General features: G+C 57.5%; 22 protein-coding genes. 12 read left to right on the forward strand and 10 right to left on the reverse strand.

The window, feature by feature from the left end:
- Positions 1-71: 71 nt before the first annotated feature.
- On the forward strand, positions 72-965 hold the full coding sequence (locus HNQ64_RS03565; protein WP_184205435.1) for a hypothetical protein: 894 nt from the start codon (positions 72-74) through the stop codon (positions 963-965).
- Here the strand turns inward: HNQ64_RS03565 and HNQ64_RS03570 are convergent.
- Both HNQ64_RS03570 and recA read right to left on the reverse strand, forming a co-directional pair.
- On the reverse strand, positions 962-2,239 hold the full coding sequence (locus HNQ64_RS03570; RefSeq protein ID WP_343075874.1) for a voltage-gated chloride channel family protein: 1,278 nt from the start codon (positions 2,237-2,239) through the stop codon (positions 962-964). The two genes, HNQ64_RS03565 and HNQ64_RS03570, sit on opposite strands and share 4 nt — an antisense overlap.
- A 262-nt stretch (positions 2,240-2,501) precedes the next feature.
- Positions 2,502-3,605 carry a recombinase RecA gene (recA, locus tag HNQ64_RS03575; protein WP_184205437.1) on the reverse strand — a complete coding sequence of 368 codons (1,104 nt, stop codon included), beginning with the start codon at positions 3,603-3,605 and terminating at the stop codon, positions 2,502-2,504.
- A gap of 302 nt (positions 3,606-3,907) precedes the next feature.
- On the opposite strand from recA, the gene HNQ64_RS03580 reads away from it, so the two are divergent.
- A complete protein-coding gene (locus HNQ64_RS03580; RefSeq protein ID WP_184205440.1) occupies positions 3,908-5,326 on the forward strand; it encodes an O-antigen ligase family protein in 1,419 nt (472 codons plus the stop codon).
- On the opposite strand, the gene HNQ64_RS03585 is transcribed toward HNQ64_RS03580, so the two are convergent.
- Genes HNQ64_RS03585 through HNQ64_RS03600 form a run of 4 tightly spaced genes read right to left on the reverse strand, consistent with a single transcriptional unit; the run spans position 5,253 to position 6,744 of the window.
- Complete coding sequence (locus HNQ64_RS03585) at positions 5,253-5,675, reverse strand: VanZ family protein (protein WP_184205442.1); 423 nt, start codon at positions 5,673-5,675, stop codon at positions 5,253-5,255. The two genes, HNQ64_RS03580 and HNQ64_RS03585, sit on opposite strands and share 74 nt — an antisense overlap.
- 34 nt (positions 5,676-5,709) lie before the next feature.
- The gene (locus HNQ64_RS03590) at positions 5,710-6,036 is read right to left on the reverse strand and encodes a CopG family antitoxin (protein WP_184205444.1); all 327 of its coding nucleotides are present in this window, start codon (positions 6,034-6,036) and stop codon (positions 5,710-5,712) included.
- Positions 6,037-6,038: 2 nt separating this feature from the next.
- A complete protein-coding gene (locus HNQ64_RS03595; protein ID WP_184205445.1) occupies positions 6,039-6,317 on the reverse strand; it encodes a BrnT family toxin in 279 nt (92 codons plus the stop codon).
- A gap of 49 nt (positions 6,318-6,366) precedes the next feature.
- Positions 6,367-6,744: a VOC family protein gene (locus HNQ64_RS03600; protein WP_184205447.1), complete on the reverse strand. Its 378-nt coding sequence runs from the start codon at positions 6,742-6,744 to the stop codon at positions 6,367-6,369.
- 167 nt (positions 6,745-6,911) lie between these two features.
- On the opposite strand from HNQ64_RS03600, the gene xylB reads away from it, so the two are divergent.
- Positions 6,912-8,411, forward strand: coding sequence for a xylulokinase (gene xylB, locus HNQ64_RS03605; RefSeq protein ID WP_184205449.1), 1,500 nt, complete (start codon positions 6,912-6,914; stop codon positions 8,409-8,411).
- 406 nt (positions 8,412-8,817) lie between these two features.
- On the opposite strand, the gene HNQ64_RS03610 is transcribed toward xylB, so the two are convergent.
- The gene (locus HNQ64_RS03610) at positions 8,818-9,153 is read right to left on the reverse strand and encodes a hypothetical protein (protein ID WP_184205450.1); all 336 of its coding nucleotides are present in this window, start codon (positions 9,151-9,153) and stop codon (positions 8,818-8,820) included.
- 206 nt (positions 9,154-9,359) lie between these two features.
- On the opposite strand from HNQ64_RS03610, the gene HNQ64_RS03615 reads away from it, so the two are divergent.
- A complete protein-coding gene (locus tag HNQ64_RS03615) occupies positions 9,360-10,268 on the forward strand; it encodes an N-acetylglucosamine-6-phosphate deacetylase (protein WP_184205451.1) in 909 nt (302 codons plus the stop codon).
- Between the two features lie 21 nt (positions 10,269-10,289).
- Here HNQ64_RS03615 and HNQ64_RS24100 read toward each other — a convergent pair whose 3' ends face one another.
- The 3 genes from HNQ64_RS24100 to HNQ64_RS03625 all read right to left on the reverse strand — a co-directional run bounded on the left by HNQ64_RS24100 (position 10,290) and on the right by HNQ64_RS03625 (position 12,468).
- Complete coding sequence (locus HNQ64_RS24100; RefSeq protein WP_281382860.1) at positions 10,290-10,412, reverse strand: hypothetical protein; 123 nt, start codon at positions 10,410-10,412, stop codon at positions 10,290-10,292.
- A gap of 208 nt (positions 10,413-10,620) precedes the next feature.
- On the reverse strand, positions 10,621-11,802 hold the full coding sequence (locus HNQ64_RS03620) for a Gfo/Idh/MocA family protein (RefSeq protein ID WP_184205452.1): 1,182 nt from the start codon (positions 11,800-11,802) through the stop codon (positions 10,621-10,623).
- 63 nt (positions 11,803-11,865) lie between these two features.
- A complete protein-coding gene (locus tag HNQ64_RS03625) occupies positions 11,866-12,468 on the reverse strand; it encodes an FHA domain-containing protein (RefSeq protein WP_184205453.1) in 603 nt (200 codons plus the stop codon).
- A gap of 133 nt (positions 12,469-12,601) precedes the next feature.
- Here HNQ64_RS03625 and HNQ64_RS03630 point away from each other — a divergent pair, with 133 nt between their 5' ends.
- From HNQ64_RS03630 to HNQ64_RS03670, 8 genes are all read left to right on the forward strand, one after another.
- Positions 12,602-13,075, forward strand: coding sequence for a hypothetical protein (locus HNQ64_RS03630; RefSeq protein ID WP_184205454.1), 474 nt, complete (start codon positions 12,602-12,604; stop codon positions 13,073-13,075).
- Between the two features lie 68 nt (positions 13,076-13,143).
- The gene (locus HNQ64_RS03635) at positions 13,144-13,788 is read left to right on the forward strand and encodes a hypothetical protein (RefSeq protein WP_184205455.1); all 645 of its coding nucleotides are present in this window, start codon (positions 13,144-13,146) and stop codon (positions 13,786-13,788) included.
- Positions 13,789-13,834: 46 nt separating this feature from the next.
- Entirely contained in the window at positions 13,835-14,728 is an 894-nt protein-coding gene (locus HNQ64_RS03640) for an ABC transporter ATP-binding protein (protein ID WP_184205456.1), read from the forward strand.
- A complete protein-coding gene (locus HNQ64_RS03645; RefSeq protein ID WP_184205457.1) occupies positions 14,725-15,573 on the forward strand; it encodes an ABC transporter permease in 849 nt (282 codons plus the stop codon). The genes HNQ64_RS03640 and HNQ64_RS03645 overlap by 4 nt, the downstream gene beginning before the upstream one ends.
- Entirely contained in the window at positions 15,570-16,415 is an 846-nt protein-coding gene (panC, locus tag HNQ64_RS03650) for a pantoate--beta-alanine ligase (RefSeq protein ID WP_184205458.1), read from the forward strand. Before HNQ64_RS03645 ends, panC begins: the two co-directional genes overlap by 4 nt.
- Before the next feature lie 27 nt (positions 16,416-16,442).
- Positions 16,443-17,090, forward strand: coding sequence for a DUF695 domain-containing protein (locus HNQ64_RS03655; RefSeq protein ID WP_184205459.1), 648 nt, complete (start codon positions 16,443-16,445; stop codon positions 17,088-17,090).
- A 156-nt stretch (positions 17,091-17,246) separates the two neighbouring features.
- A complete protein-coding gene (locus tag HNQ64_RS03665; protein ID WP_184205461.1) occupies positions 17,247-17,633 on the forward strand; it encodes a ribonuclease E inhibitor RraB in 387 nt (128 codons plus the stop codon).
- A gap of 86 nt (positions 17,634-17,719) precedes the next feature.
- On the forward strand, positions 17,720-20,722 hold the full coding sequence (locus tag HNQ64_RS03670) for a tetratricopeptide repeat protein (protein WP_184205462.1): 3,003 nt from the start codon (positions 17,720-17,722) through the stop codon (positions 20,720-20,722).
- Positions 20,723-20,820 lie beyond the last annotated feature (98 nt).

Consider the following 20,820-nt stretch of genomic DNA (forward strand, 5'->3'; position numbering starts at 1 on the left):
AACAGTGTCTTTTAAGATTGCCTTACTCCGGGTCTGTCGGTTACATTTGCCGTCCGTCTCTTGAAGAAAGCATGATCGCCGCCCCCCCACGATGCTCTCTCCTCTTTCTGTTGTTGTTCTCAGCAGCAGCCGGATCGCTCATGGGGCAGTCCTTGCCTAAAGTGAGCGCCACAGGCAGTGCCGTGGCTAACCCGCCTGCTCCCCTGGCTGTCCCGCGTGTGAACTCCCCCACCATGCCACGGCTGGGCTACTCCAAGTATCCCTGGAAGACGGACATCATGGCCACGGTTTTTTGGGTGGGTGAACAACCGACCGAAAACAACCCCACGCCTAACAACAAGAGTTCTTGGGACACGGAATGGGAAAAGAACTTCGGCGGCTACGATGACCCGGATCCCTTGAAACGTGGCAACAACTTCTGCCCGCTCAATTTTACCCCTGGGCTGAATCCCTTCTACATCGCGCTGCCATACAATGACTGTCAGGACTACTCCACGCACAAGCCTGAGGCCTCACGCGTGATCCCATGGTTTAAGCAGCGTTTCACCAAACCTGGTAAGACCGTGCTGCGCGGCACCTGGGTGGCGATCCGTTATGGCAACCGCGTTTGCTACGCCCAGTGGGAAGACTGTGGCCCATTCGTCACGGATGATCATGAGTATGTCTTTGGCAATGCCAAGCCCAAGAACACGAGCAATCGCGGAGCCGGCATTGATGTCAGCCCGGCGGTGCGAGATTACCTGGGCATGAACAGCAATGGCAAATGCGACTGGCGCTTTGTGGACGTTCACGAAGTCCCTGTTGGCCCCTGGCGCACTCTGGGGAATAACAATCATTTCGTCAAAGCCCAGGTGCAACAGCAGACCCAGCGTAAAGCCGATGTGGCCTCCCGGTTGGAAGAACTGCGCAAGGCCCGCGATGCTTACTTCAAGCAGAATGGCAATGGCGAGCAGCGGCTGCGCTAGTGTTCTGGCGGTCGTTTAGGCACGCCGATTTTCTGGGCGCTGTAAATGCCGGAGTGACCGCTGAAAAAATACGCCACGAAGCAGGCCACGCCGAAGTAAACCGAGTAGTGAGCCCCAAAGAGCTCAATGCCCATGATTGTGCAAGCCAGGGGCGTATTCGCTGCGCCTGCAAAAACAGCGATGAACCCCAAAGCGGCAAAGAGCGCCACCGGCTCCTGGAAAAGCAGACCGAGCTGATGGCCCAGCGTAGAACCGATGAAGAACAAAGGAGTGACCTCGCCGCCTTTGAATCCGCTACCCAAGGTCACCAAAGTGAACAACGTCTTCCACAGCCAGCTCCAGGGTGTGACACCTCCAGTCTCAAACGAAGACACAATGCTCACCCCACCGGCACGATTCGCCTCGACCCCCAAGCCCAAGTAGTCGCGTGTCCCGAGAAGATACACCAGCCCAATGACAACGAGCCCACCAACCGCCGGGCGCAAGGGAGGGTAACTCACTAGCTGGGCCATCCCCCGCTGGAGAGAATGGGTCAACGCGGCGAAAAAGCGCGCCATAAGACCAAAAGCGATGGCGGCCAGCCCCACCTTTGCCAAAAGCAGCCACTCTAAAGGAGCACGCAAACCCGCCTCGGGTGAAACTTCCAGATGATACAGGGTGTGATGGATGCCCCAAGCCGTGCAGGTGACATCCCCCACCAGGCTGGCCACCAAAACGGGAATCAAGGCCTCGTAATTCAACCGCCCCATCACCAGCACCTCCATGGCAAAGATGGCCCCTGTCAGAGGCGTGCCAAACACCGCCCCAAAGCCTGCGGCAATGCCACTCATGAGCATGAGCCGTTGATTTTCTGGACGCACCCGAAACCACCGCGCCAGCAGTCCCGCCAAGCTACCGCCCATCTGCACCGCCGTGCCCTCACGCCCAGCCGAGCCACCCAACAGATGCGTGACCAATGTACCCAGCAAAACCAGCGGGGCCATGCGAGCAGGCACCCCTCCACCCGGTTGATGGATTTCATCCATGAGCAGGTTGTTCCCACGCTCACTCCCTTTGCCAAACCGATGGTATAACCACCCGACCCAAACACCCCCGACGGGCAGGCCCCAAATCAGCTCTGGATGCGTGGCATGCGTGCGCGTCACCCAGTCCAGCGCCCATAGAAACAGAGCGCTGGCAGAGCCTCCCACCAGGCCCACAGGCACCGCCAGCAGTGCCCAGCGCAGCAGCAGGGCCACATCAGTCAGAGGGGAGGGCAAAAGACGCTTGATCACAGAGCCTGCACTTTTCCCCGGGCAGGACCAGGCGTCCAGTGGGGATCTTGGCTAGGCGCGCTGTCCCAGATACCGTTTGGTCATCATGCTAAACCAACCAGCACGTTTGAGCATACAGCTCATAATCGACTCCTCAAGCTCTCAGCGCCACCTGCTGTGCAGGTGGTTCACCTTGAGCTCAGGAGCTTCCCACCCAGTGAAGACTGTGCGGAGTCCATTCTTGGAGGACGATCTCAGCTTTGAGATCGTTCTCCTCTTCAAATTACTCGGTGATAGGCGCGGACGCAGCAGGCGCTGGAGTAGCACCGCCCCCAGTAGAGCCGCCTTTTTCATTCAGCTTCGCCTTCACCGCAGCTTCGATCTCGTTGTAGAGAGCGGCATCTGCCTTCAGGGCTTCCTTGGCCGCATCACGACCCTGGGCGAGTTGTGTGCCTTTGTAGCTGATCCAGGAACCGCGCTTCTGCAGGATGTCATTTTCCATGGCTAGGTCCAGCATGGAACCCACATTGGAAATGCCTTCATTGTACATGATGTCGAACTCGGCCTCGGTGTAAGGAGGGGCGAGCTTGTTTTTGACGACCTTCAGCTTCGTACGGTTACCGGTAACAGTACCGTCGCTGCTTTTGATGGCACCGATGCGGCGGATGTCCACACGCACACTGGAGTAGAATTTCAGAGCCTTACCGCCAGGAGTGGTTTCAGGATTACCAAACATAACGCCGATCTTTTCACGAATCTGGTTGGTGAAAATGCAGCAGGTGCGGGCTTTCGAAATGATGGCCGTGAGCTTTCGGAGGGCGGCGCTCATGAGACGGGCCTGAGCGCCCACGGTGGAGTCGCCAATGTCACCTTCGAGCTCCTGGCGTGTGACCAGAGCCGCTACGGAGTCAATGACGATGACGTCGAGTGCATTGGACCGAACGAGGGTTTCACAAATGCGCAGAGCTTCTTCACCTGAACTTGGCTGAGAGACGAGGAGTTCATCCATCTTCACCCCAAGGCGGCGTGCGTAATTGGGATCGAGCGCGTGCTCCACGTCAATAAAGGCTGCCAGACCACCTGCCTTTTGGGCTTGAGCGATCACGGTAAGCGTAAGCGTGGTTTTACCCGAGGATTCAGGGCCATACACTTCCACCACACGACCGCGGGCAAAACCGCCGACGCCAAGAGCCTGATCAATCAAGACATTCCCTGTCGGGATGACGGCCACATCCACTTTTTCATTACCAGCCATGCGCAGGATGGAACCTTCGCCAAAGTCTTTCTGAATCTGCTGAATAGCGAGATCCAGGTTGCGGGAGCGTGCCTCAGCAATCTTGTTGGCATTGGGCTCAGCGGAGGTTTCTTTAGCAGGGGACTTGGCCATGGTGATAGAGCGTAAAATTAAATGTTCGAGCGAACAGTTGACGCACAAGCGTGTGTTCGTAAAGCAGTTTTAGACCCGTTTCCAAAAATCTTGCCTTTCTGAAAGGAAATGAAAAGACGGTGAGCCCGCCTCCTAGATTGAAATCGCCCAGGGTGAATTCGTCTTTTCAGCAGACAGTCCGTTTGAAAAACAGTCAGTGGACTTAAAGCAGGGCGCAGTCGGGGAAGCAAGCACGCAGAGTGCTGTTTGCAGGAAGACCTTGGCTAAAACCTAAACTGTGCTTAAGGTTGGTCTCCTTTCTAATGCCTGAACGCCCGCCATTCTCCGCCGTCGGCGCTACCACTTGGCGACTGGACGATGCGCCTATCCCCTTGTCAGGCGAGCAGGCCTTCTCCTGGCGGCAGTCTTTACTGCTGGCCAATATGGCAGGCTTTCTGGGCGGCTATTTCGTGATGTATAACCAGTGGCTACAACTGGCCTGGGGACTCATTTTGGCCACGTTGTGGCTGCTGGCTGGCGGCCATGAAAACCTGGCAGAGGCACTGCGGCGTGACCGCTGGATGCAGGCAGCGTCCGTACTCTGGGCGGCACTGCTGCTGCGCAGCTCCCTCTTTGAATCTCCAGGGGCCACGCTGACGACTTTATGGCTGGGCTGGGGAAACAGTGTCTTACTTCTCGGCTTTCTCCTGACACTTTGGCAGGCAGCTAAGCGACCCGACATCGTCTCGGCGATTGGCAAACCACTGGTGGCCATGGCTGCTGTAGCGGCCTGCGTGAGTCTAGGTGTGTTCTACACCGTGCATCCAGAAGCCGTCTTTGGCGCACGCCTGCGCAATTGGTTCGTCTATGGCGGCTGGAATTCCGTCAATTCCGGCCTCACCTTTGGCTTTGCCGCCTGCTGGGCTGCCGCAGGCTGGATGGAAGCCACGAGCACCCGCAATCGCCGGCGTTGGCTGCTCGCCCTGGTTTTACTGGATGCCGCCACGGTGCTCACTCTGAGTCGCGGAGCCCTCCTGGCCCTGCTGGCCGGGCATTTCATCCTCCTTTTAGCCTCGGGCTGGCGGCGCACTTGGCGGCCTCTCGCCACCCTGGCGTCCATCTTGGTTCTGTTTCAACTTTCCGCCCCCCTGATTTCTCACCTCGCAGCCCAAGATGCCTCCAAACGGCGCGGGATTTCCAACGAAGCGGCCATGCAGCAAATCGGCGATGCCGTGGTTTCATCCAATCCGATGCAGACCGCGATGGCTCGTTCTGATAACGGGCGCTTTTTGATCTATGGAGCCGCCTTGGGCAGCATGACTACCTGGCAGGACTGGCTCCTGGGCAAGGGCATGTGGGCGGATGATGACTGCTGGTCCTGCTCTCTCCATTGGTACCCTGAGCATCTGCATGGTGTGTTTTGGGATACCTTTGTGCATGGTGGCCTTCCTGGTATTCTTGGACTCGGAACCCTCGTTTTTTGGGGCCTGAGCCGTGCCTACGTCTTGGCAAAACGCGGGGAGGTGATCTGGCTGATGCTCAGTGGTTACGGCATCACAGGTTTGCTTTTTGATGGTGACAGCGTCTGGGCACTAGTCACGGTGGCCAGATATGAACCGCTGCTTTTTTGGACCCCTTTGGTGATCGCTACGGCCCGTTTCACCCAGCTCACTTTGCCGACGAGCGCAGGGTCCAGCGCACGAACCAGCATGCCACTAGGGCCCCTGTGGCGGCCCCGGTGAAGTCCGCTAGCCAATCACCCACATCATTGCCACTGCGGCCAGGGGTGAAGGTTTGATGGAACTCATCTAAAGCTCCGATAAGGCCCCCAAAAATGGCTCCAGCGAGAGCCCAAAGCCCAAGTTTCAGTGGGGCACCCCGCCCCTGTAAGTAAGCGAGCACGAAACAAAAACCGCCTCCACTGAAGTAGAGGAAATGGATGATCTTATCCTGAAAAGGAATCTCCGGCCCTGGTGGGAGCGTGCTCTGCGAGGAAAGGGTGAAAAGAACCACGCCCCACACGCCTACGCCCAGCCACCACAGCCAGCGCTGGACGATCAAGCGAACCAATAGGGGCGACATAGAATCCATGAAGATGCCTCAGGCAGCAGGCTCAATGGTGACGTTACTCCCGCATTTCCTGCTCCATGCGCTCGCTCAACCACTGCTTGATCATGCTCTGATAGTTCAGATAACGGCGGCGGGCGATGCGCTTGATGCGGCTCAGCATCCGGGGATCAAACCGGAGGGTGATGGTGGTGGATTCACGGACATCCGACCGGTGAATGGACATCTGCATTAGGCGGGGATCCACCTGATGCTGTGCCCAAAACTGCCCTTCGGCCTCGGCCGTATCAAAGGAGGGCACTTCTTTCCACGTCTGGATGCACGGCAATTCATCGCTGAATCGCGGGATCTGGGTGGTCTCAACTTTGCGTCGTGGTGCTTCCATGGTTACATGTCCTCAGCTTTCTTGCGCTCGAAAAAATCTGCCTCTGTATGGGTCATGTCGCGGGCGAAAATGACGCGGTAACGTTTACCGTCGGTCCAAAAGGCACTGAAAACTGCGCGGCCACTGAGGGCTTTGCCCAGGTTGTAATAACGGGCGCTGGTGCCATCGCCATTGTCATCCGGCAGCAGTTTCAGGGAAAAAGGATCCTCGAATGACTCCTCAATGTCCTTGGGAGGCAATTTCGTGAGATCAAATGCAACGCCTAGCCAGTCGAAGTCCATAATGTGTTATCTATTGAGCATCAACGTCACTCGATCATCCACTTTCGCGCTATTTCCGATACTGAATGAGTTCAATTTCGTAACCTTCAGGTGCATCTATGAATGCAAACGTGCCACTGGAGCTTTCCGTAGGCCCATCTGAAAAAGGGTAACCTTTTTCTGCCGCATGTTTCGCGAAGGTCTCCAGATCTTCCACTTCAAAGGCTAAATGCGTGACATCGGGCCCCAGAGTGACGGGGCCGCTGGCTGGGAAGGAGCAGATTTCGATGAGTTCATCGCTATTCGGTGTCCTCAAGAAAACCAATTCCGAACCGCGCGGAGACTTGTGCCGTTTGACCTCTTCCAGCCCCAGAACGTCTTTGTAAAAAGAGACTGTCTTGTCCAGATCGTTCACGCGATAACGGGTATGAAGAAGTTTGGTGACCATAAGTGCAATAGGGTGCCTTATGCCACAGGCCGCACCACCTCGCAACTGACCATGTCCCGCATTCCCCATCCCCTACATTTGGTTTAAGGCATCTCGGACAGAGAATTGGATTGCTGCGGGGAAGTGCCGCTGCCAAAAGTGGCCCGTTCCTCAACCCACCCAGCACCATGTATTTCCTCGGCATTGATAGCGGCACCCAGAGCACGAAGGCCATCGTTCTCGATCTCGACACGGGCAAGATTCTCGCCTCTGGCCACAGCAGCTATGAGCTGATCGAAGGCCTGCCCCCTGGCCACTTGGAGCAGAATCCTCAAGACTGGCTGGATGCGGTGGAGAGCAGTGTGAAACAGTGCCTGGAAACACTGGGGGCCGATAAGGCCAAAGTCGCCGGCATCGGCGTCAGTGGCCAGCAGCACGGCCTTGTCGCCCTCGGGGCGGATGACCAGCCCGTTCGCCCGGCCAAGCTGTGGTGCGACACCTCCACCCAGCCCCAATGCGCAGAGCTGGCCCATGAGTTCGGCGGTCAGCCCGGCATCATTGCCCTAGCAGGCAATGCCATGCTACCCGGCTACACTATCCCAAAACTGCTGTGGATGAAGCAGAATGAGCCGGAGAACTTTGCCAAAACCACCTCCATCCTGCTGCCGCATGATTACATCAACTTCTGGCTCAGTGGCGTGAAGCGCATGGAATACGGCGATGCCTCGGGCATGGGCATCCTGAACGTGAACACCCGTGAATGGTGCTACGAACTCTGCGATTACATCGACCCACGTGTTCGCTCCATGCTGCCGGAACTGGGCTCCAGCCGCAGCGTGCATGGTCGTCTGCGTCCCGCACTGGCCCAGGCCTGGGGCCTGAGTGAAAACGTCATCATCAGCGCGGGTGGTGGCGATAACATGATGGGAGCCATCGGCACAGGCAACATCAAGCCCGGTGTGGTCACCGCTAGCTTCGGCACCAGCGGCACGCTGTATGGTGTGGCCGCCTCCCCCGTGGTGGATGGCCAGGGCGAAGTGGCCGCCTTTTGCGATAGCACGGACCAGTGGCTGCCGCTCGTCTGCACCATGAACGTCACGGTGGTCACCGAGCAAGTACGCGACATGTATGGCTGGGATTTGACCCAATTGGAAGACGCTGTGAAAGCCGCACCTGCCGGGGCGGAAGGGGTGATGTTCCTGCCTTACCTGAATGGTGAACGCACGCCGAACCTGCCGAATGGCAGCGGCGTGATCCACGGCCTGCGCCCCACCAACATGACGCCGCAAAACATCGCCCGTGCAGCGGTGGAGGGCGCCACCCTGGGACTGGCCTATGGCCTGAAACGCTTCCGCGATCTGGGGCTGAACCCGACCGAGATCCGCCTCACCGGCGGCGGCAGCAAAAGCAGCACCTGGAGACAAATCGCCGCTGATTGTTTCAATGCCGAAGTCGTGACCCTCAACACCAGTGAAGGTGCCGCCCTGGGTGCAGCCATCCAGGCGGCCTATGCCCAAGCCCATGAGAAAGGTGAGACGGTGAGCTATGACAGTCTCTGCGCTAAACTAGTGACGCTGGATGAAAGCACACGCTGCAAGCCCAATCCGGAAAATGCCGCGCTTTATGCCAGCCAACTGGAACGCCAGATGGAGCTGACCGGGCGGCTGAACCAGACCGGCTGGCTTTGATGCCGAGTGCTGCGAAACCTGGGTTCGGCCCTCAATGACAACTGGAAGGGGGGCGTTAGAGCTGCGACCTCCCCTCACCCCGAGCCCTTTCGCTTCGCGGCTTTGCAACCCCGCAAGCGGGGCGAGGGAGGACGTATTTTGGCCTTCGTTTGCTGAAGACCAAAGGCACCTTCTTTACTGTAAATCATCACTCGTTCGCCCTTGCATCTTGAGATTCCACGGCGCTTTCCCTCTCTCCCAAGAATTGGGGGTGCGAAGCCGCGCAGCGAAAGGCCAAGGTGAGGGGGTGGTCGCAGCACGCAGAATCCCGTTCGCAAAAGGGTGCCCTTTTCCCAAAAAGGACACCTCTAGAACTCGACATCGAAGACCAGCCCACCCCTCCACACTTTTTGTTATTCCATTTCTCTCACACAAGCTGCCGTGCATTGCGCAAACCGTCGGCAGTCATCACGGCGGGGTTCCGTGCAGCGACCTGGAAGTCCACGTGATTTTGCCATTGCATGGGGCGCAGTGAGGCGAGGCCCCCCAGTTGGCGGCGGTAACCGTAGTCGGCGATTTCCCAGCCAAACTCGCTGTGCCGGTGGCGGTAATCATGACGGTGGATCCAGGCACCGAACTCATCCTTGCGCCAGACGGCGGGATCATTGCCTGGGATCACTTGGGCCAGTCCCCAGACACGCTCCACCACCTCGCGGTCGTAGCCGCCGGGGGTCTCAGTATCCGTGGGGTTGGGGGGAAACATCCAGCTTGTACTACGTCGGGCTCACGACGGCTCAAAGAGTTTCCTTGGGCAACTGAATGGAAGTTTTAGCCACCCGTGACAGATTCCGCACAAGGGCGCTCCCCTTCGGCGAGGCTGAATCACAAAAGCACAGAACCCGGCGACATCCGAGGTCGCAAAAGGTGTGCGCTTACTGTTAGTCTATGGCTCGTTCCTTAAACTCTCTCATGAAACCGCTCGATCTTCAGGTCAATGGCTACGCAGGCACCGACTTTAACCGCGATGACCTCACGGCCGAGGCGCTGCACCACGCCTGCCACTGCCTGCGTGAAGACGGGTGTGACGCTATTTTAGCCACCTTTATCACGGATGATGTGGCCACGCTGGAACGGCGCATGAGCACCCTGGTCAGGCTGCGTGAAAAGGATCCCCTAGCGCAGGAGGTCATCGCAGGCATCCACATCGAAGGACCGTTCATCAACCCTGAAAAAGGCTATGTCGGCGCCCACCCCCCCCAATGTGTGAAGCCGGCAAACCTGGAGGATACCAAGCGCCTGCTGGATGCTGCGGGTGGCCTGACCAAAATCATCACCCTGGCCCCAGAGCATGATGAAAACTTCCACGTCACGGAGTTTCTCTCCAGCAACGGGGTCACCGTTTCTGCCGGTCACTGCAATCCTTCTTTGGAGCAACTGCGCGCAGCCACCGAGCACGGTCTCAGCATGTTTACTCATGTGGGCAATGGCTGCCCCATGCTGATGCATCGGCATGATAACATCATTCACCGTGCCCTGGCCCTGCGGGATCGGCTCTGGCTCTGCTTCATCCCAGATGGCGTCCACATTGATTTCTTTGCGCTGATCAACTACCTGCGCAGCGCTGGGCTGGAGAAGACCATCTTTGTCACCGATGCCATCTCGGCCGCCCGTCTCGGCCCTGGCAATTACACCCTCGCGGGCTGGGACATCAAAATTGGCGAAGACCTCGTGGCCCGTTCTCCAGATGGATCTCACTTTGTCGGCAGCACCGTCACCATCCCGCGCATCCTATCCAATGGGCAGCAATCTCTGGGCCTGACGAAAGCCGAACTCGAGCTGCTGCTGGATACAAATCCGCGTAAGGCCGTGGGGTTGTGAGCCAAATCTTCCAGGCTCTTATCAGCCGCCATTCATGGCCTGAAGGAAGAGCCACAAGGCTAGCAGCAGCATGGGCAGCATTTGCAGGGGCGAGGCATCAGAAGAAGGGTCCGCATTCATGGCATTCAGAAGGTTTGGGTTCATCTTCGGGATGCCTGCTTTCGACGGAACTTGCAGAAATAGACCGATTTCCAAAAAGATTGTCCGGTTGAAAAGGCAGGCGCGGCGGGATGAGTGGCAAGGCAAGAGCGCAGGCTGCTATCTTGATGATAACAGCCAAGTGAGTAACGCCGCCAATCGTCCCGCCCCGTCGCCGCTTTTCGGACAAGGTTTTTGGAAACCGGTCTAAAATTCAAAGTCTCGTCAGCGGGTGCTGGCGATCCTTCAGCGGCAGTTCCACCCGCTGGCCATGGAGGCGATGGGATTCAAAGATACCCATCGTCATCTCCAGGGTCACTCGTGCGTCCTTAGCACTGCACAGAGGCTCACGTCCTTCGGCGATGGCGGCCAGGAGATCACGCCCTGGGGCTACATGGCCACCCACCAGCTTGCGCATGTTTTCCAGAGGTTCTGGTTTGCCGATGCCTGCGGTGGAGATGGGCACCCAAGCACGTGGTTCAGCCACGGGATCAAAGGGGCTACCCGGCAGGAAATGAGCCACCGGCTCTTCATCAATCCGCAGGTCAATGATTCCTTCTGTGCCGATGATCTGCACGCCAAAGCCCGCTGTCTTGGTCCCGGCGTTTTGCACTGAATCAAAAAAAGCGGGCAGGCCATCGGCCATCTCAAAGCGGGCATGCACCTCATTCCCGGCCAGAGGGCCGATGCCCTCTGCACCCTCTTTTACATCGGCCTTTGTCACCAGACGGCTGTCTTGGTAAACGGTCGCTAGGCAGGCCCGCGGCTCTCCCGCGAAGTAGTGGACCAAGTTGAAAAGGTGGGAGCCTAGCACCCACAGGTCCAGGGAGCCGCCCCGGGCATCTTCTTTACCACGCACCCGATACTCCAGCGGACGACCGATGGTGCCTTCGGCGATGAGCTTTTTCAGCAAAGGCAGCACGGGGTGATAGCGGTTCCGGTGAGCCAGAGCGACCTTGGTGCCATGTTTTTCACAGGCGGCGATGATTTCATCTGCCTGGGTGAGGGTAGGCACGAAGGGTTTCTCCATGTAGATGCCGCGCACGCCAGCCTCAATGGCGGCCAGGGCCATCTCATGGTGCTGATCAATGTGCCGGGGGCCGATGGCCACGATGTCTGGGCGAGTCTCCTTCAGCATCTTGCGATAATCCGCAAAACCTTGGTCAAGCTTCAGCTTTTTCAGCGCTCCGGCCAGGCCCTTCGCATCCGCATCTGCCACGGCTACGATTTCCGTTTCAGGGATGTCCAACCACATGGTATCCAGCCCATGACCGAAATTTCCCCGTCCCGTGTGGCCGATCACAGCCACTCGGCTTTTCGGCGCCGCCGCACTCCAGAGAGCCGGCGCAGACAGGGAAGAAACGAAGGAGGTAGCGAGGAAAGCGCGGCGGTTCATGAGGGCAAACTAAGTTGCCCATGAAACGATGACCGACACGCTAAAACTTCACCTCGGCGGCGACTAACCGTCTTTTTTCTCGATCTTGATCTTCGGGATGTTGGTCCCCAACCTTTCCGCAAGATCTTCAAAGAAATTGCCCCCTTCGGTTTCCTTATGATGGCGCATGTAAAGACCGGCAAGTAGAGCGGCGATAAAGAGGCCGATGACGACGATGGCCGTGCCGCAGCCGCCCCCATCACTGTCAGGGTAGCCACCCTTGCGCTTGATCTTCGGGTTCCGCTTGGGTGGCGGTTGGCGGTAATTGGTCTTCAACACGGGTGGTGGTGCGTCCGCAGCGATGATCTCCGGCGCTGGCACATAGACGGGCGGTGGCACCTCAGCCGCCGCGAAAACCGCCTGCACGTCTCCAAAAGCGATCCGGTCGCCATCCTGGAGCTGGGCTTCCTCAATCTCCACTCCGTTTACCCGCGTGCCGTTGCTGGACTTCAGATCACTGACAAAACAGCCCGTTTCGTTCAGCTCAATGACGGCATGATGCCCGGAAACCGAAGCAAATTCCAGCACCACCACGCTGTCTGGGTGCCTACCGATCGTCGTTGTCCCCTCATCCAACGTATGATTCAGGGTGCTTCCATCCTCCAGGTAAAAAACAAGTGTGGCCATGATGCGGGATTGGGGGATTGCTTTATTTCTTGAATGCCAGGCTGGCATTTTAATCTAAGCACACAGAATCTTGGCTTTTTCCTGATGCAATGCCTATGTTGCTCAAAGATCGTCTTTTGCACACTGTCCTGCCATGACCCCTTCCCTTTTCCCACCCCGCACTGCCAGAGCGGTTTTCTGCTTTCTGGCCCTCCTTTGCCTGTTTTCCCCATTTTCTCCGCTGAATGCCGGCACCCCCGAGGAGGCGGAAGCCGCTGCTCAGGCCCTGGCCCGCGATCAGGAAAAGGCGGGGTACATCTTCCGGGCGGAGGCCTGGACAGGCGCGCTGAATCAAGAAATCGGCAAGGCGGTGAAAATGCAGCTCTTTAAGGGCAATGAATACTGCATCGGCGTGGCGGTGCCGCGTAAGGATGGCGTCCACATCAGCGGTTCCGTGCTTGATTTCAAAGGCGACCCGGTCGGCGAAATCCAGCCTGTGATGGATGGCTGGGGTTTCCTGCTGTTTTTCAAGCCGAAGAAGACCGGCGTTTACGTCGTCACCGTTCATCAGACGGAGGCTGGAAAGAAAAAAGACACCTCCTGTGCCATCATCACCGGTTATAAATAAGGACCTTCACACCAGTTGACGCGGCGGCGTTTGAAGGAAATTTGCGTGAGGGTCGTCTCATCACTGTCATGAAAACCTTCGCGCCACTCTTGATCGTGCTCATCGCCGTGGCCTCGGCCCAGGCAGAGACGCTGGAAAAGATCTCCACCCTGCGGGGGAAGACCTACCGCCAGTGTGAAATCGTCAAGGTGCATCCCGATGGGGTTTCCTTCACCCATGCCAATGGAGCGGCCAAGATCCTTTTCACGGACCTCTCTCAAGAATGGCGCACCCGCCTGGGGTATGACCCCGCCAAGGCGAAAGCCTACCAGCGAGACCAAGAAGAACGCCGCCTGGCCCAGGCTGCGCTCCGCCGCCAGCAGGAAGAGGCCCGTGGCGAGGCCTTGCTGATGGCGCAGCAGATCGAGCTCGCGCGGCTGCGAGGCATTGAGGTCCAGGCCCGTGCCGAGCTGGAGGCGGCCGCCAAAGCCCCACCGCCGAATCCGCCCCTCGTGCCGGAGGTGACGCCTCTAGGTGCAGTCTTTGACAGCCGGGACTATCGCGGCGTGGGTTATCGCGATCGTTCTCCGGGGTATGGTTATGGCTACGGGTATGGTTACCCGTATTATTCCGGTTATCTCGGGGGTGGTTATGGCACGCCTTACTGCCCACCGCATGTTCACGGCGGCGTGCGTGGCCGGGTGGGGGGTGTGACCTTCCGCATCAGTCGCTGAGATTCTGATTGGCACAGAGGGCTGGCCTTCGCCATGGTGGCGGCCCATGGCCCTCCTCGAAGTCCGTCACCTCACCAAACGCTGGCCCAATGGCCGTCTGGCGCTGGATGACGTCAGCTTTGAAATGCGCCAGGGCGAGATCCTGGGCCTGCTGGGCCACAATGGCGCGGGCAAGAGCACCATCCTCGGCATCACGCTGGGCATGGTGCGTCCCGATGAAGGGGAGGTAAGCATCGCCGGCCACTCCGTGCAGCAGCAGCGTTCCCAGGCCCTCAGCCACGTGGGAGCCATTTATGAGGCCGCGCATTTTTATGACTACCTCACTGGCTGGCAAAACCTGCGCGTGCTCTGCTCCCTCTCCGGCTGGTGGGATGAGGAAGAAGCCCGCCGCGTACTGAAGCTGGTGAACCTGGCCGACCGCGCCCATCACAAGACGAAAACCTACAGCCACGGCATGCGCCAGAGGTTGGCCCTGGCTCAGGCACTCTTACCCCGGCCGAAATGCTTGTTGTTAGACGAGCCTACCGATGGCCTCGACCCCGAAGGCATTCGTGAGTTTCGAGAGTTTGTGCTCAAGCTGCGATCTGACTTCGGCATGACCATCCTTTTAAACTCGCATCTCCTGGTGGAGGTGGAGCAGATGTGTGACCGCTGCGTCATCCTCAAACAGGGCCGCAAGATGTATGAAGGGCCCGTGCCTTCTCGGGAGAAAAAGCAGGGTGTGTATCACCTGGAAACACCGGATCTCGCCAAGGCCCGCGAAGCCATCTCCCAGGCAGGAGCCGTCATGGATCCCGTCAGCCGCATCGTCACCCTGCCCGATTACCTGAATGGGCCGCAGATGCTGAAGGCTCTGGTGGAAAGCCACGTGCGGGTGGAATCCTGGCAGCCGCACATGCCCACCCTGGAAGAATTTTACCTTGGGAAAACCAGCGCATGATTCTCTTTTTTCGTCAGTGGCAGGGTGAACTGCTGAAGCTCTTTGCCAAGCGCCGCACCTTCATCGGTTTTGGGGCCTTCCTACTCTTTGAAATCGTGCTGCTCATCGTCTCCCACCTGCAAGGAGTGGAGCGTTTTTTTGACCGCATGATCTCGCGCCAGGGTCAGTCGTTTGAGCACTATTTCTCAGCGCTCACGCTGGCGCAGATCATCATCGGTTTTTCCGTGGTGCTGCTGGGCTCCATCTTCCTCGCGCTCGTAGCCGGGGACATCGTGGCCAAGGAAAATGAGGATGGTCACTATCGGCTCATGCTCGTCCGCCCCATCAGCCGGGTGCGCCTGCTATTCATCAAGTACCTCACCTGCATCGGCTACACCTTTGCGCTGGTGCAGTTCATCACGTGGTCATCCTTCCTGTTAGGCCTGTCTCTCAAAGGCTGGGGCGGCGGCTTCTTTGTCATGATACCCGATGTGGGCGTGCTGGAGTTTTATGACTGGCTGCCGGGGCTAAAGCGTTTCGCTCTCGCCTCGCTATTCTTGGCCTTCAGCATGAGCACGGTCAGCAGCATCGCCTTTTTCCTTTCCTGCCTGCCCATCAAGCCCGCCGCAGCCACCATCACCGCCCTGTCCTACTTTCTCATTGATCGCATCCTGCGGGAGACCAGCTTCATGGAAAGCTACGATCAACTCCTGCTCACCAAACACATCAGCAGTTGGGCGCGTATCCTGGCCCAGGACATCGCCTGGCCCCAGGTCATCCGCGCCTTCACTGTCCTCGCTGCCGTCAATGCCTCGCTCTTCATCGCAGGCGCTGCCATATTTGAATCCAGAGACCTGAAATCATGACCTTGATTGAGACTGTCAAAGACCTGCGCGCCTGGAGAAAGGCCGCCGGCCACGTGTACTTTGTGCCCACCATGGGGGCCCTGCATGAAGGCCATGCCACCCTCGTGCGCGAGGCCCGGAAGCTGGCAGGCACGGACGCGAAAGTCGCGGCCAGCATCTTTGTAAACCCACTGCAATTTGGGCCTAACGAAGACTTCGACCGCTACCCTCGCACCCTCGAAACCGACCTCGCCATGTGCCAGGCCGCCGGCGCCGACATGGTCTTTGCCCCCAGCGTCAAAGAGGTCTATCACACCGACCGCAGCATTCAGATCCAGGAAAGCAGCCTCTCCAAAGTCCTCTGCGGGGCCAGCCGCCCTGGTCACTTTGACGGGGTCTGCACCGTCGTGGCCAAGCTCTTCAACCTCGTCCAGCCTGATAACGCGGTCTTTGGTAAAAAGGACTACCAGCAGCTCGCCATCATCCGCCGCCTCGTCCGCGATCTCGACTTCCCGGTCGAGATCCACGGCATCGAAACCGTGCGCGAAGACGACGGCCTGGCCATGAGCTCCCGCAATCGTTATCTCAGCCCTGCCGAACGTGCCCAAGCACCAGCCCTGCGCGCCGCCTTGGTCAAAGCCCGCGAGGCTTGGCTAGGTGGCGAAAGCGAAAGCGCCCGCCTGTTAGACATCATCCACCAGCACCTCGCCCAGCACGCCGCCCTGGGCCGCAAAGACTACATCGCCCTCGTGGATCGCCACACCCTGCAACCCCTGCCCACCCTCGAAAACGACGGCCTCATCGCCCTCGCCGTGTTCTTTGATAAAGCGCGGCTGATTGATAACATTGAGATGGTGAGGTGACAGTGCCGTTCCACTTTGTGTAACACTATGAGTGAGCAGTGGCAATTTTACCCATGTTCGATGGGGGATAACCAAGCGTTTATTTTCTTTGATGAAGGCATTGAGAAAATCATTGACCAACAGGCACCTTCAAAGCTTGTTCGAATTGCTCTTACCTATCAGGATCCTTATCCTACGGGTCTTCCAAAGAAGATAGAATTCGAAGCCGTTTCTTCTATCGAAGATTGTTTGACCCAGTTTGTAGGTCTAGTAAACGATTGGTTTGTGGGGAGAGTAACCGTTTCAGGATATCGTTACTTTTACATTTACACATCACGCTCGGAGTCAGATTGGGCTGACTTCAGCGCATTGGTGACCGAGCAAACGGGCTATGAATTTGTGCCGTCGTTTCGAAGTGACCCAACACATGAAGGTTACTGGCAGGAACTATACCCGACAGAGGATGATCGGCAGGTAATCAAGGACCTCCAGGTCATCGAAGTTTTAGAAAAACATGGCGATGATGGATCTGTGCCTCGAAAAGTGGATCATTGGATTTATTTCACCGATCCCTGTGCCGCCGCGTTATTTAAAACATGGTTAGAAACCAGCCGCTTTAAGTCTGAGCCGGATCTCTCAACGATGGATGATGAGGGGGGGCTCGTGTGTCAGAGTCTCTCATCATGGCACGATTAAAATCGGCGACATTAGCAGTCACTCCATCGAATTGGGACGGCAGGCTAAGAAACTCGGCGGCAGTTATGATGGGTGGGAAGCACCCATCATCAAAAAAAACGACTGACGTTGAGCGAATGGCAATTCCATTTATTGTCATTATCCCCTTCACCGACCATGTCTAAGCCTAAAACCCGCCAGCCTAAAACCATCACGCTCGAAATGCTTCAAAAGATGTTCGTCAACATCTTTGAAAAGACCGATTGGAACATGGCGGGCGACATGTTGTGGGGTTACTTTTTCACCCATCATGAGCCGGAAGCCTTGGCGAAAGCAAAGGACCTCCTGGTGGCTCAGGGTTATTGTTTCGTGGACATCTACCAGCTCGATGAAGCTGACGCCCAAGGCAATCGCCCCTGGTGGCTGCATGTGGAAAAAGAAGAAACCCACACCCCCGCCACCCTGGATGCCCGAAACGACGAGCTCTACCAGTTCGCCCACGATCAAGGCCTGGACTGCTACGACGGCATGGACATCGGCCCGATTGAGAGTGAGGAGCAGTAAGCCAAGAGCAAGACGGGTTAAAATTCGGGTTTGAGGGCAGGCTAACCATTAAGGCTTGTTTCCAGTAGACATGTAAGGTCCACTGGATGCAGTTTTTCCTGATCATGCGCCCGCGCTTCTTTATCCTCGCTCTTTTCTTTTGTTTCGCCGTTTTTTTCGGTAGCAGGCTCCTTATTAAAAACAGCCTGTTCCGGTCGCTCGCAGGCTCTTATGAAGAGGAGGCGGAGGTGAAAGCTCTTAGGGCAGAGTTAAAGAATTATACCGCCCGTGCATCAAAGCTGTCGGCAGAAGAAGCTGCTGCCCAATGGCTGGTTTTGTTTGAGGCGTGGACTCACGTGGACCAGGACATTAACTTTGAGGAACTGGCGGAGGTTTTACCACCTGCACAGACCTGGGATGCCCTGGCGGTGGCGATCGAAAAACGCCCCAAAGATAAAGAGCCGCTGCAGAGGCAGTGCCTCATCCTGATGAGTGCAGTGCTACGGGATGATTCCCAGGCTCGGCAGCAAGCCATGGCCGGACTTCGCGACCTGATCGCCAAAGACCCCAAGATTGCCAAACGGGGCGTGCCTTACTTCCAGCAGTCTGTGGACCGCCTTGGACGCGTGCTGGATACTTTGGCAGGGAGCACTAAGGAGCAAGTGGAAGCCCTCACAGCGACTTTAGACGCCTATGAAAAAGATGAAGGCATGACGGAGGAGATCCTGATTCCTGATCTGCTCCAGGAGGCCGATGAGGCCACGGTGGCTCCTCTCATCGCGCGTGCTTTGCGACTGAAAGCTGGCATCCGTGTCAGTGGCAAACAAACACGCCGCCTCACGTCCAAGCTGGCCCTGGAGAATTTGCCGACTCTGAAAAGACCCGTCTGGGGATTCGTCGAGACGGAGGCAGACCTGCCCCTTTATGAAGGGCTGGTGAAGAAATTCCCCGATGACGACTCGTCCGACCGGAGCGATGCGGAAAGACTCTATCTGCTGCACCTGATTGCCGCAGGCCGGACGGAAGAGGCGATGGCTTTCACCCTGAACCGCCTTTCGAATGAGCGTGGTGCTAAACTCACCCTTTACTCGACCGATGTCGAGACCCTGCAAAAGCAGGGCTTTGGGCGGCAGATGCGGGATTTTCTGCACGCCATGCTCAGCCAGCAGCCGGCCTTACCTTTGTGGAAGGTGTATATCGAGATCTCGGCTCATGAAGGCCTATCCAAGGAAGCGCTGCAATCCCTGCGCGAAGCCATGGCCAAGCCCGCTCTGGTGGGTCAGGCGAGGAGCGAAGTGGAAAGCCACTTTTACCGCGCTCTGCTGGCGGCCGATGAGGTGGATGAAGGGGTGAAAATACTGCGTGAGATGGTAAAAAGAGAGCCTGCAAAAGGGACGCCACGCTCCGACTCACGTTCGCTCGATGAACTGCCTGAGGGAGTGCGAAACAAACTGTCCCCACAAGCGCAGCGCAATCTCCAGCTTATCTCCAGCCAGAGACAAAACTCGCCTGAAAGAGAGCGGATCAATCTCGCTGAAGGGCTCCTCAGCCTGGGGCTTTTACTGAAGAGGCCCGAGCTTGTGGATGAAGCCGTCGCTGGGGCTCTGGCCGCCTATGCCCAGATTCCCGAAGATGAAACGTCAATGGAAAGCGAGCTGTGGACGGTGACGAAGCTACTGGTCAAGGCAGGCCGCAGCAGCGCTGCGGAAACCTTTTTGAAGGAGCAGCTAGTCCGCTCTTCCGATTCGGGATCGCAGGAGCGTTCCATGCGCGAGACGCGGGACATCTTGGAGTCGCTTGTCGGGGTATATCATCAGGCAGGTCGGTACGCGGAGATCGTTCAGCTTCTCGATACTTCTCCCGGCTGGCGTGCAACGGATCTGGCTGATCTGACACTGACCTCATTCGACAATTCCCTTCTCGTGATGGCGGCCAAGGCCTTGGCGGAGACGGGCAAAAACGACGTCGCACGACGCATCGCCCAGCGAGCCGTACAGCTTCATCCAGACGAGGACTCCATTTATGCCCTTCTTCTCAGCCTGGGAGGAGACGACTTAGAAACCCGCCTGGATGCCCTCCAGGCTGCCCATCGTTTTCAAGAGAGACCGCTCATCTGGAAATCCCAATTGCAGCTCAATGAAGGGCGGCTAGAGGAAGCCGAAAAGTCTGTACGTGCCGCCATCGCTATTGATCCCAGCGATGGCGAACAGGGCAAGGGCGACCGCATGCGCGCCTATGCCGTCCTCGCAGACATTCTGGACAAGAAGGGTGATGCTGACCAAGCCAAGGTGATGCGCGGAGCGGTGAAGGCTATCCGCATTTCTGAAAATGCGGATGACTGGTGGGAGGCCGGACTGTTGTCCCGTGCTGTGGCCATGTATGAGGAGGCCCTCACCCATTTTGCGGATGCTTACTGCATCCAGTCCCGCTTGGCCTTGCGCTACAGTGAGCTGGGGGACTTCGCCAAAGCGGAGATGTATTACCGGCGCGCCTTTGAGCTGATGCCAGACAGCTTTGGCCGCGTGGAAAGCCACTGCTTCGGCTGCGAGGGAGCCTTCAAAGGCAAACGTGCTCAGAACATCGCTGACCAAGTTTTCACCCGTCTGGCCGTGGAAATGCCGAATAAGCCTCAGATATTCTATTTGCTAGGCTACCTGCGTGATCAGCAGGGTAACCACGCGGAAGCCGTCAAACATTACCGCCACGCAGTGAAGCTAGATCCGGATTACCTCAATGCGTGGAAAAAGCTCCTCGCCACCACCGATCATGTGCCCATGCCACGAGCCGAGCGAGATGAGGCCACACTGGCTCTCTTTCGTCTGGATCCCAACACCCATAACATAGGCCTAAAATCGATGGCCAGTCTGCCGTTGCTTTGGAAAGCCATTTTAGAGGCCGAATCTGCCCGGTTATTACCTGAAACGGGCCTCCTTTATCCGTTGCCTGCCTCCGCAGCATTTGTGGCCCAAAACCGCCAAGTGAGACTGGAACTGGAATACTCCCAGCGTCGGGCAGCGGAGAATAACGGCTATCGTAAACACCTGATGGCGAACCGCCTCGTGCAGACTGTGGGTCAGATGTTTCAAGCGGTGAACCAAGGACGGTTTTAAAAGTGCATCGCATTGCCCCCCTTAACAACCCGCTGGCGCGAGCTGTCATTCTCGCCATGTTTAGCGGCGTCAGGAGCCCTTTCTTGACGAGAGGCAGC

Source organism: Prosthecobacter dejongeii (genome assembly GCF_014203045.1).
Taxonomy (GTDB): domain Bacteria; phylum Verrucomicrobiota; class Verrucomicrobiia; order Verrucomicrobiales; family Verrucomicrobiaceae; genus Prosthecobacter; species Prosthecobacter dejongeii.

Coding starts and splice junctions, on each gene's coding strand:
- HNQ64_RS03590 (WP_184205444.1), bottom strand. CDS start 6,036: ATGGAAGCACCACGACGCAAAGTTGAGACCACCCAGATCCCGCGATTC.
- HNQ64_RS03625 (WP_184205453.1), bottom strand. CDS start 12,468: ATGGCCACACTTGTTTTTTACCTGGAGGATGGAAGCACCCTGAATCAT.
- HNQ64_RS03615 (WP_184205451.1), top strand. CDS start 9,360: ATGAAACCGCTCGATCTTCAGGTCAATGGCTACGCAGGCACCGACTTT.
- HNQ64_RS03670 (WP_184205462.1), top strand. CDS start 17,720: ATGCAGTTTTTCCTGATCATGCGCCCGCGCTTCTTTATCCTCGCTCTT.
- recA (WP_184205437.1), bottom strand. CDS start 3,605: ATGGCCAAGTCCCCTGCTAAAGAAACCTCCGCTGAGCCCAATGCCAAC.
- HNQ64_RS03620 (WP_184205452.1), bottom strand. CDS start 11,802: ATGAACCGCCGCGCTTTCCTCGCTACCTCCTTCGTTTCTTCCCTGTCT.
- HNQ64_RS03645 (WP_184205457.1), top strand. CDS start 14,725: ATGATTCTCTTTTTTCGTCAGTGGCAGGGTGAACTGCTGAAGCTCTTT.
- HNQ64_RS03665 (WP_184205461.1), top strand. CDS start 17,247: ATGTCTAAGCCTAAAACCCGCCAGCCTAAAACCATCACGCTCGAAATG.
- HNQ64_RS03640 (WP_184205456.1), top strand. CDS start 13,835: ATGGCCCTCCTCGAAGTCCGTCACCTCACCAAACGCTGGCCCAATGGC.
- HNQ64_RS03610 (WP_184205450.1), bottom strand. CDS start 9,153: ATGTTTCCCCCCAACCCCACGGATACTGAGACCCCCGGCGGCTACGAC.
- xylB (WP_184205449.1), top strand. CDS start 6,912: ATGTATTTCCTCGGCATTGATAGCGGCACCCAGAGCACGAAGGCCATC.
- HNQ64_RS03630 (WP_184205454.1), top strand. CDS start 12,602: ATGACCCCTTCCCTTTTCCCACCCCGCACTGCCAGAGCGGTTTTCTGC.
- panC (WP_184205458.1), top strand. CDS start 15,570: ATGACCTTGATTGAGACTGTCAAAGACCTGCGCGCCTGGAGAAAGGCC.
- HNQ64_RS03635 (WP_184205455.1), top strand. CDS start 13,144: ATGAAAACCTTCGCGCCACTCTTGATCGTGCTCATCGCCGTGGCCTCG.
- HNQ64_RS03655 (WP_184205459.1), top strand. CDS start 16,443: ATGAGTGAGCAGTGGCAATTTTACCCATGTTCGATGGGGGATAACCAA.
- HNQ64_RS03580 (WP_184205440.1), top strand. CDS start 3,908: ATGCCTGAACGCCCGCCATTCTCCGCCGTCGGCGCTACCACTTGGCGA.
- HNQ64_RS03585 (WP_184205442.1), bottom strand. CDS start 5,675: ATGGATTCTATGTCGCCCCTATTGGTTCGCTTGATCGTCCAGCGCTGG.
- HNQ64_RS24100 (WP_281382860.1), bottom strand. CDS start 10,412: ATGAACCCAAACCTTCTGAATGCCATGAATGCGGACCCTTCTTCTGAT.
- HNQ64_RS03595 (WP_184205445.1), bottom strand. CDS start 6,317: ATGGACTTCGACTGGCTAGGCGTTGCATTTGATCTCACGAAATTGCCT.
- HNQ64_RS03600 (WP_184205447.1), bottom strand. CDS start 6,744: ATGGTCACCAAACTTCTTCATACCCGTTATCGCGTGAACGATCTGGAC.
- HNQ64_RS03565 (WP_184205435.1), top strand. CDS start 72: ATGATCGCCGCCCCCCCACGATGCTCTCTCCTCTTTCTGTTGTTGTTC.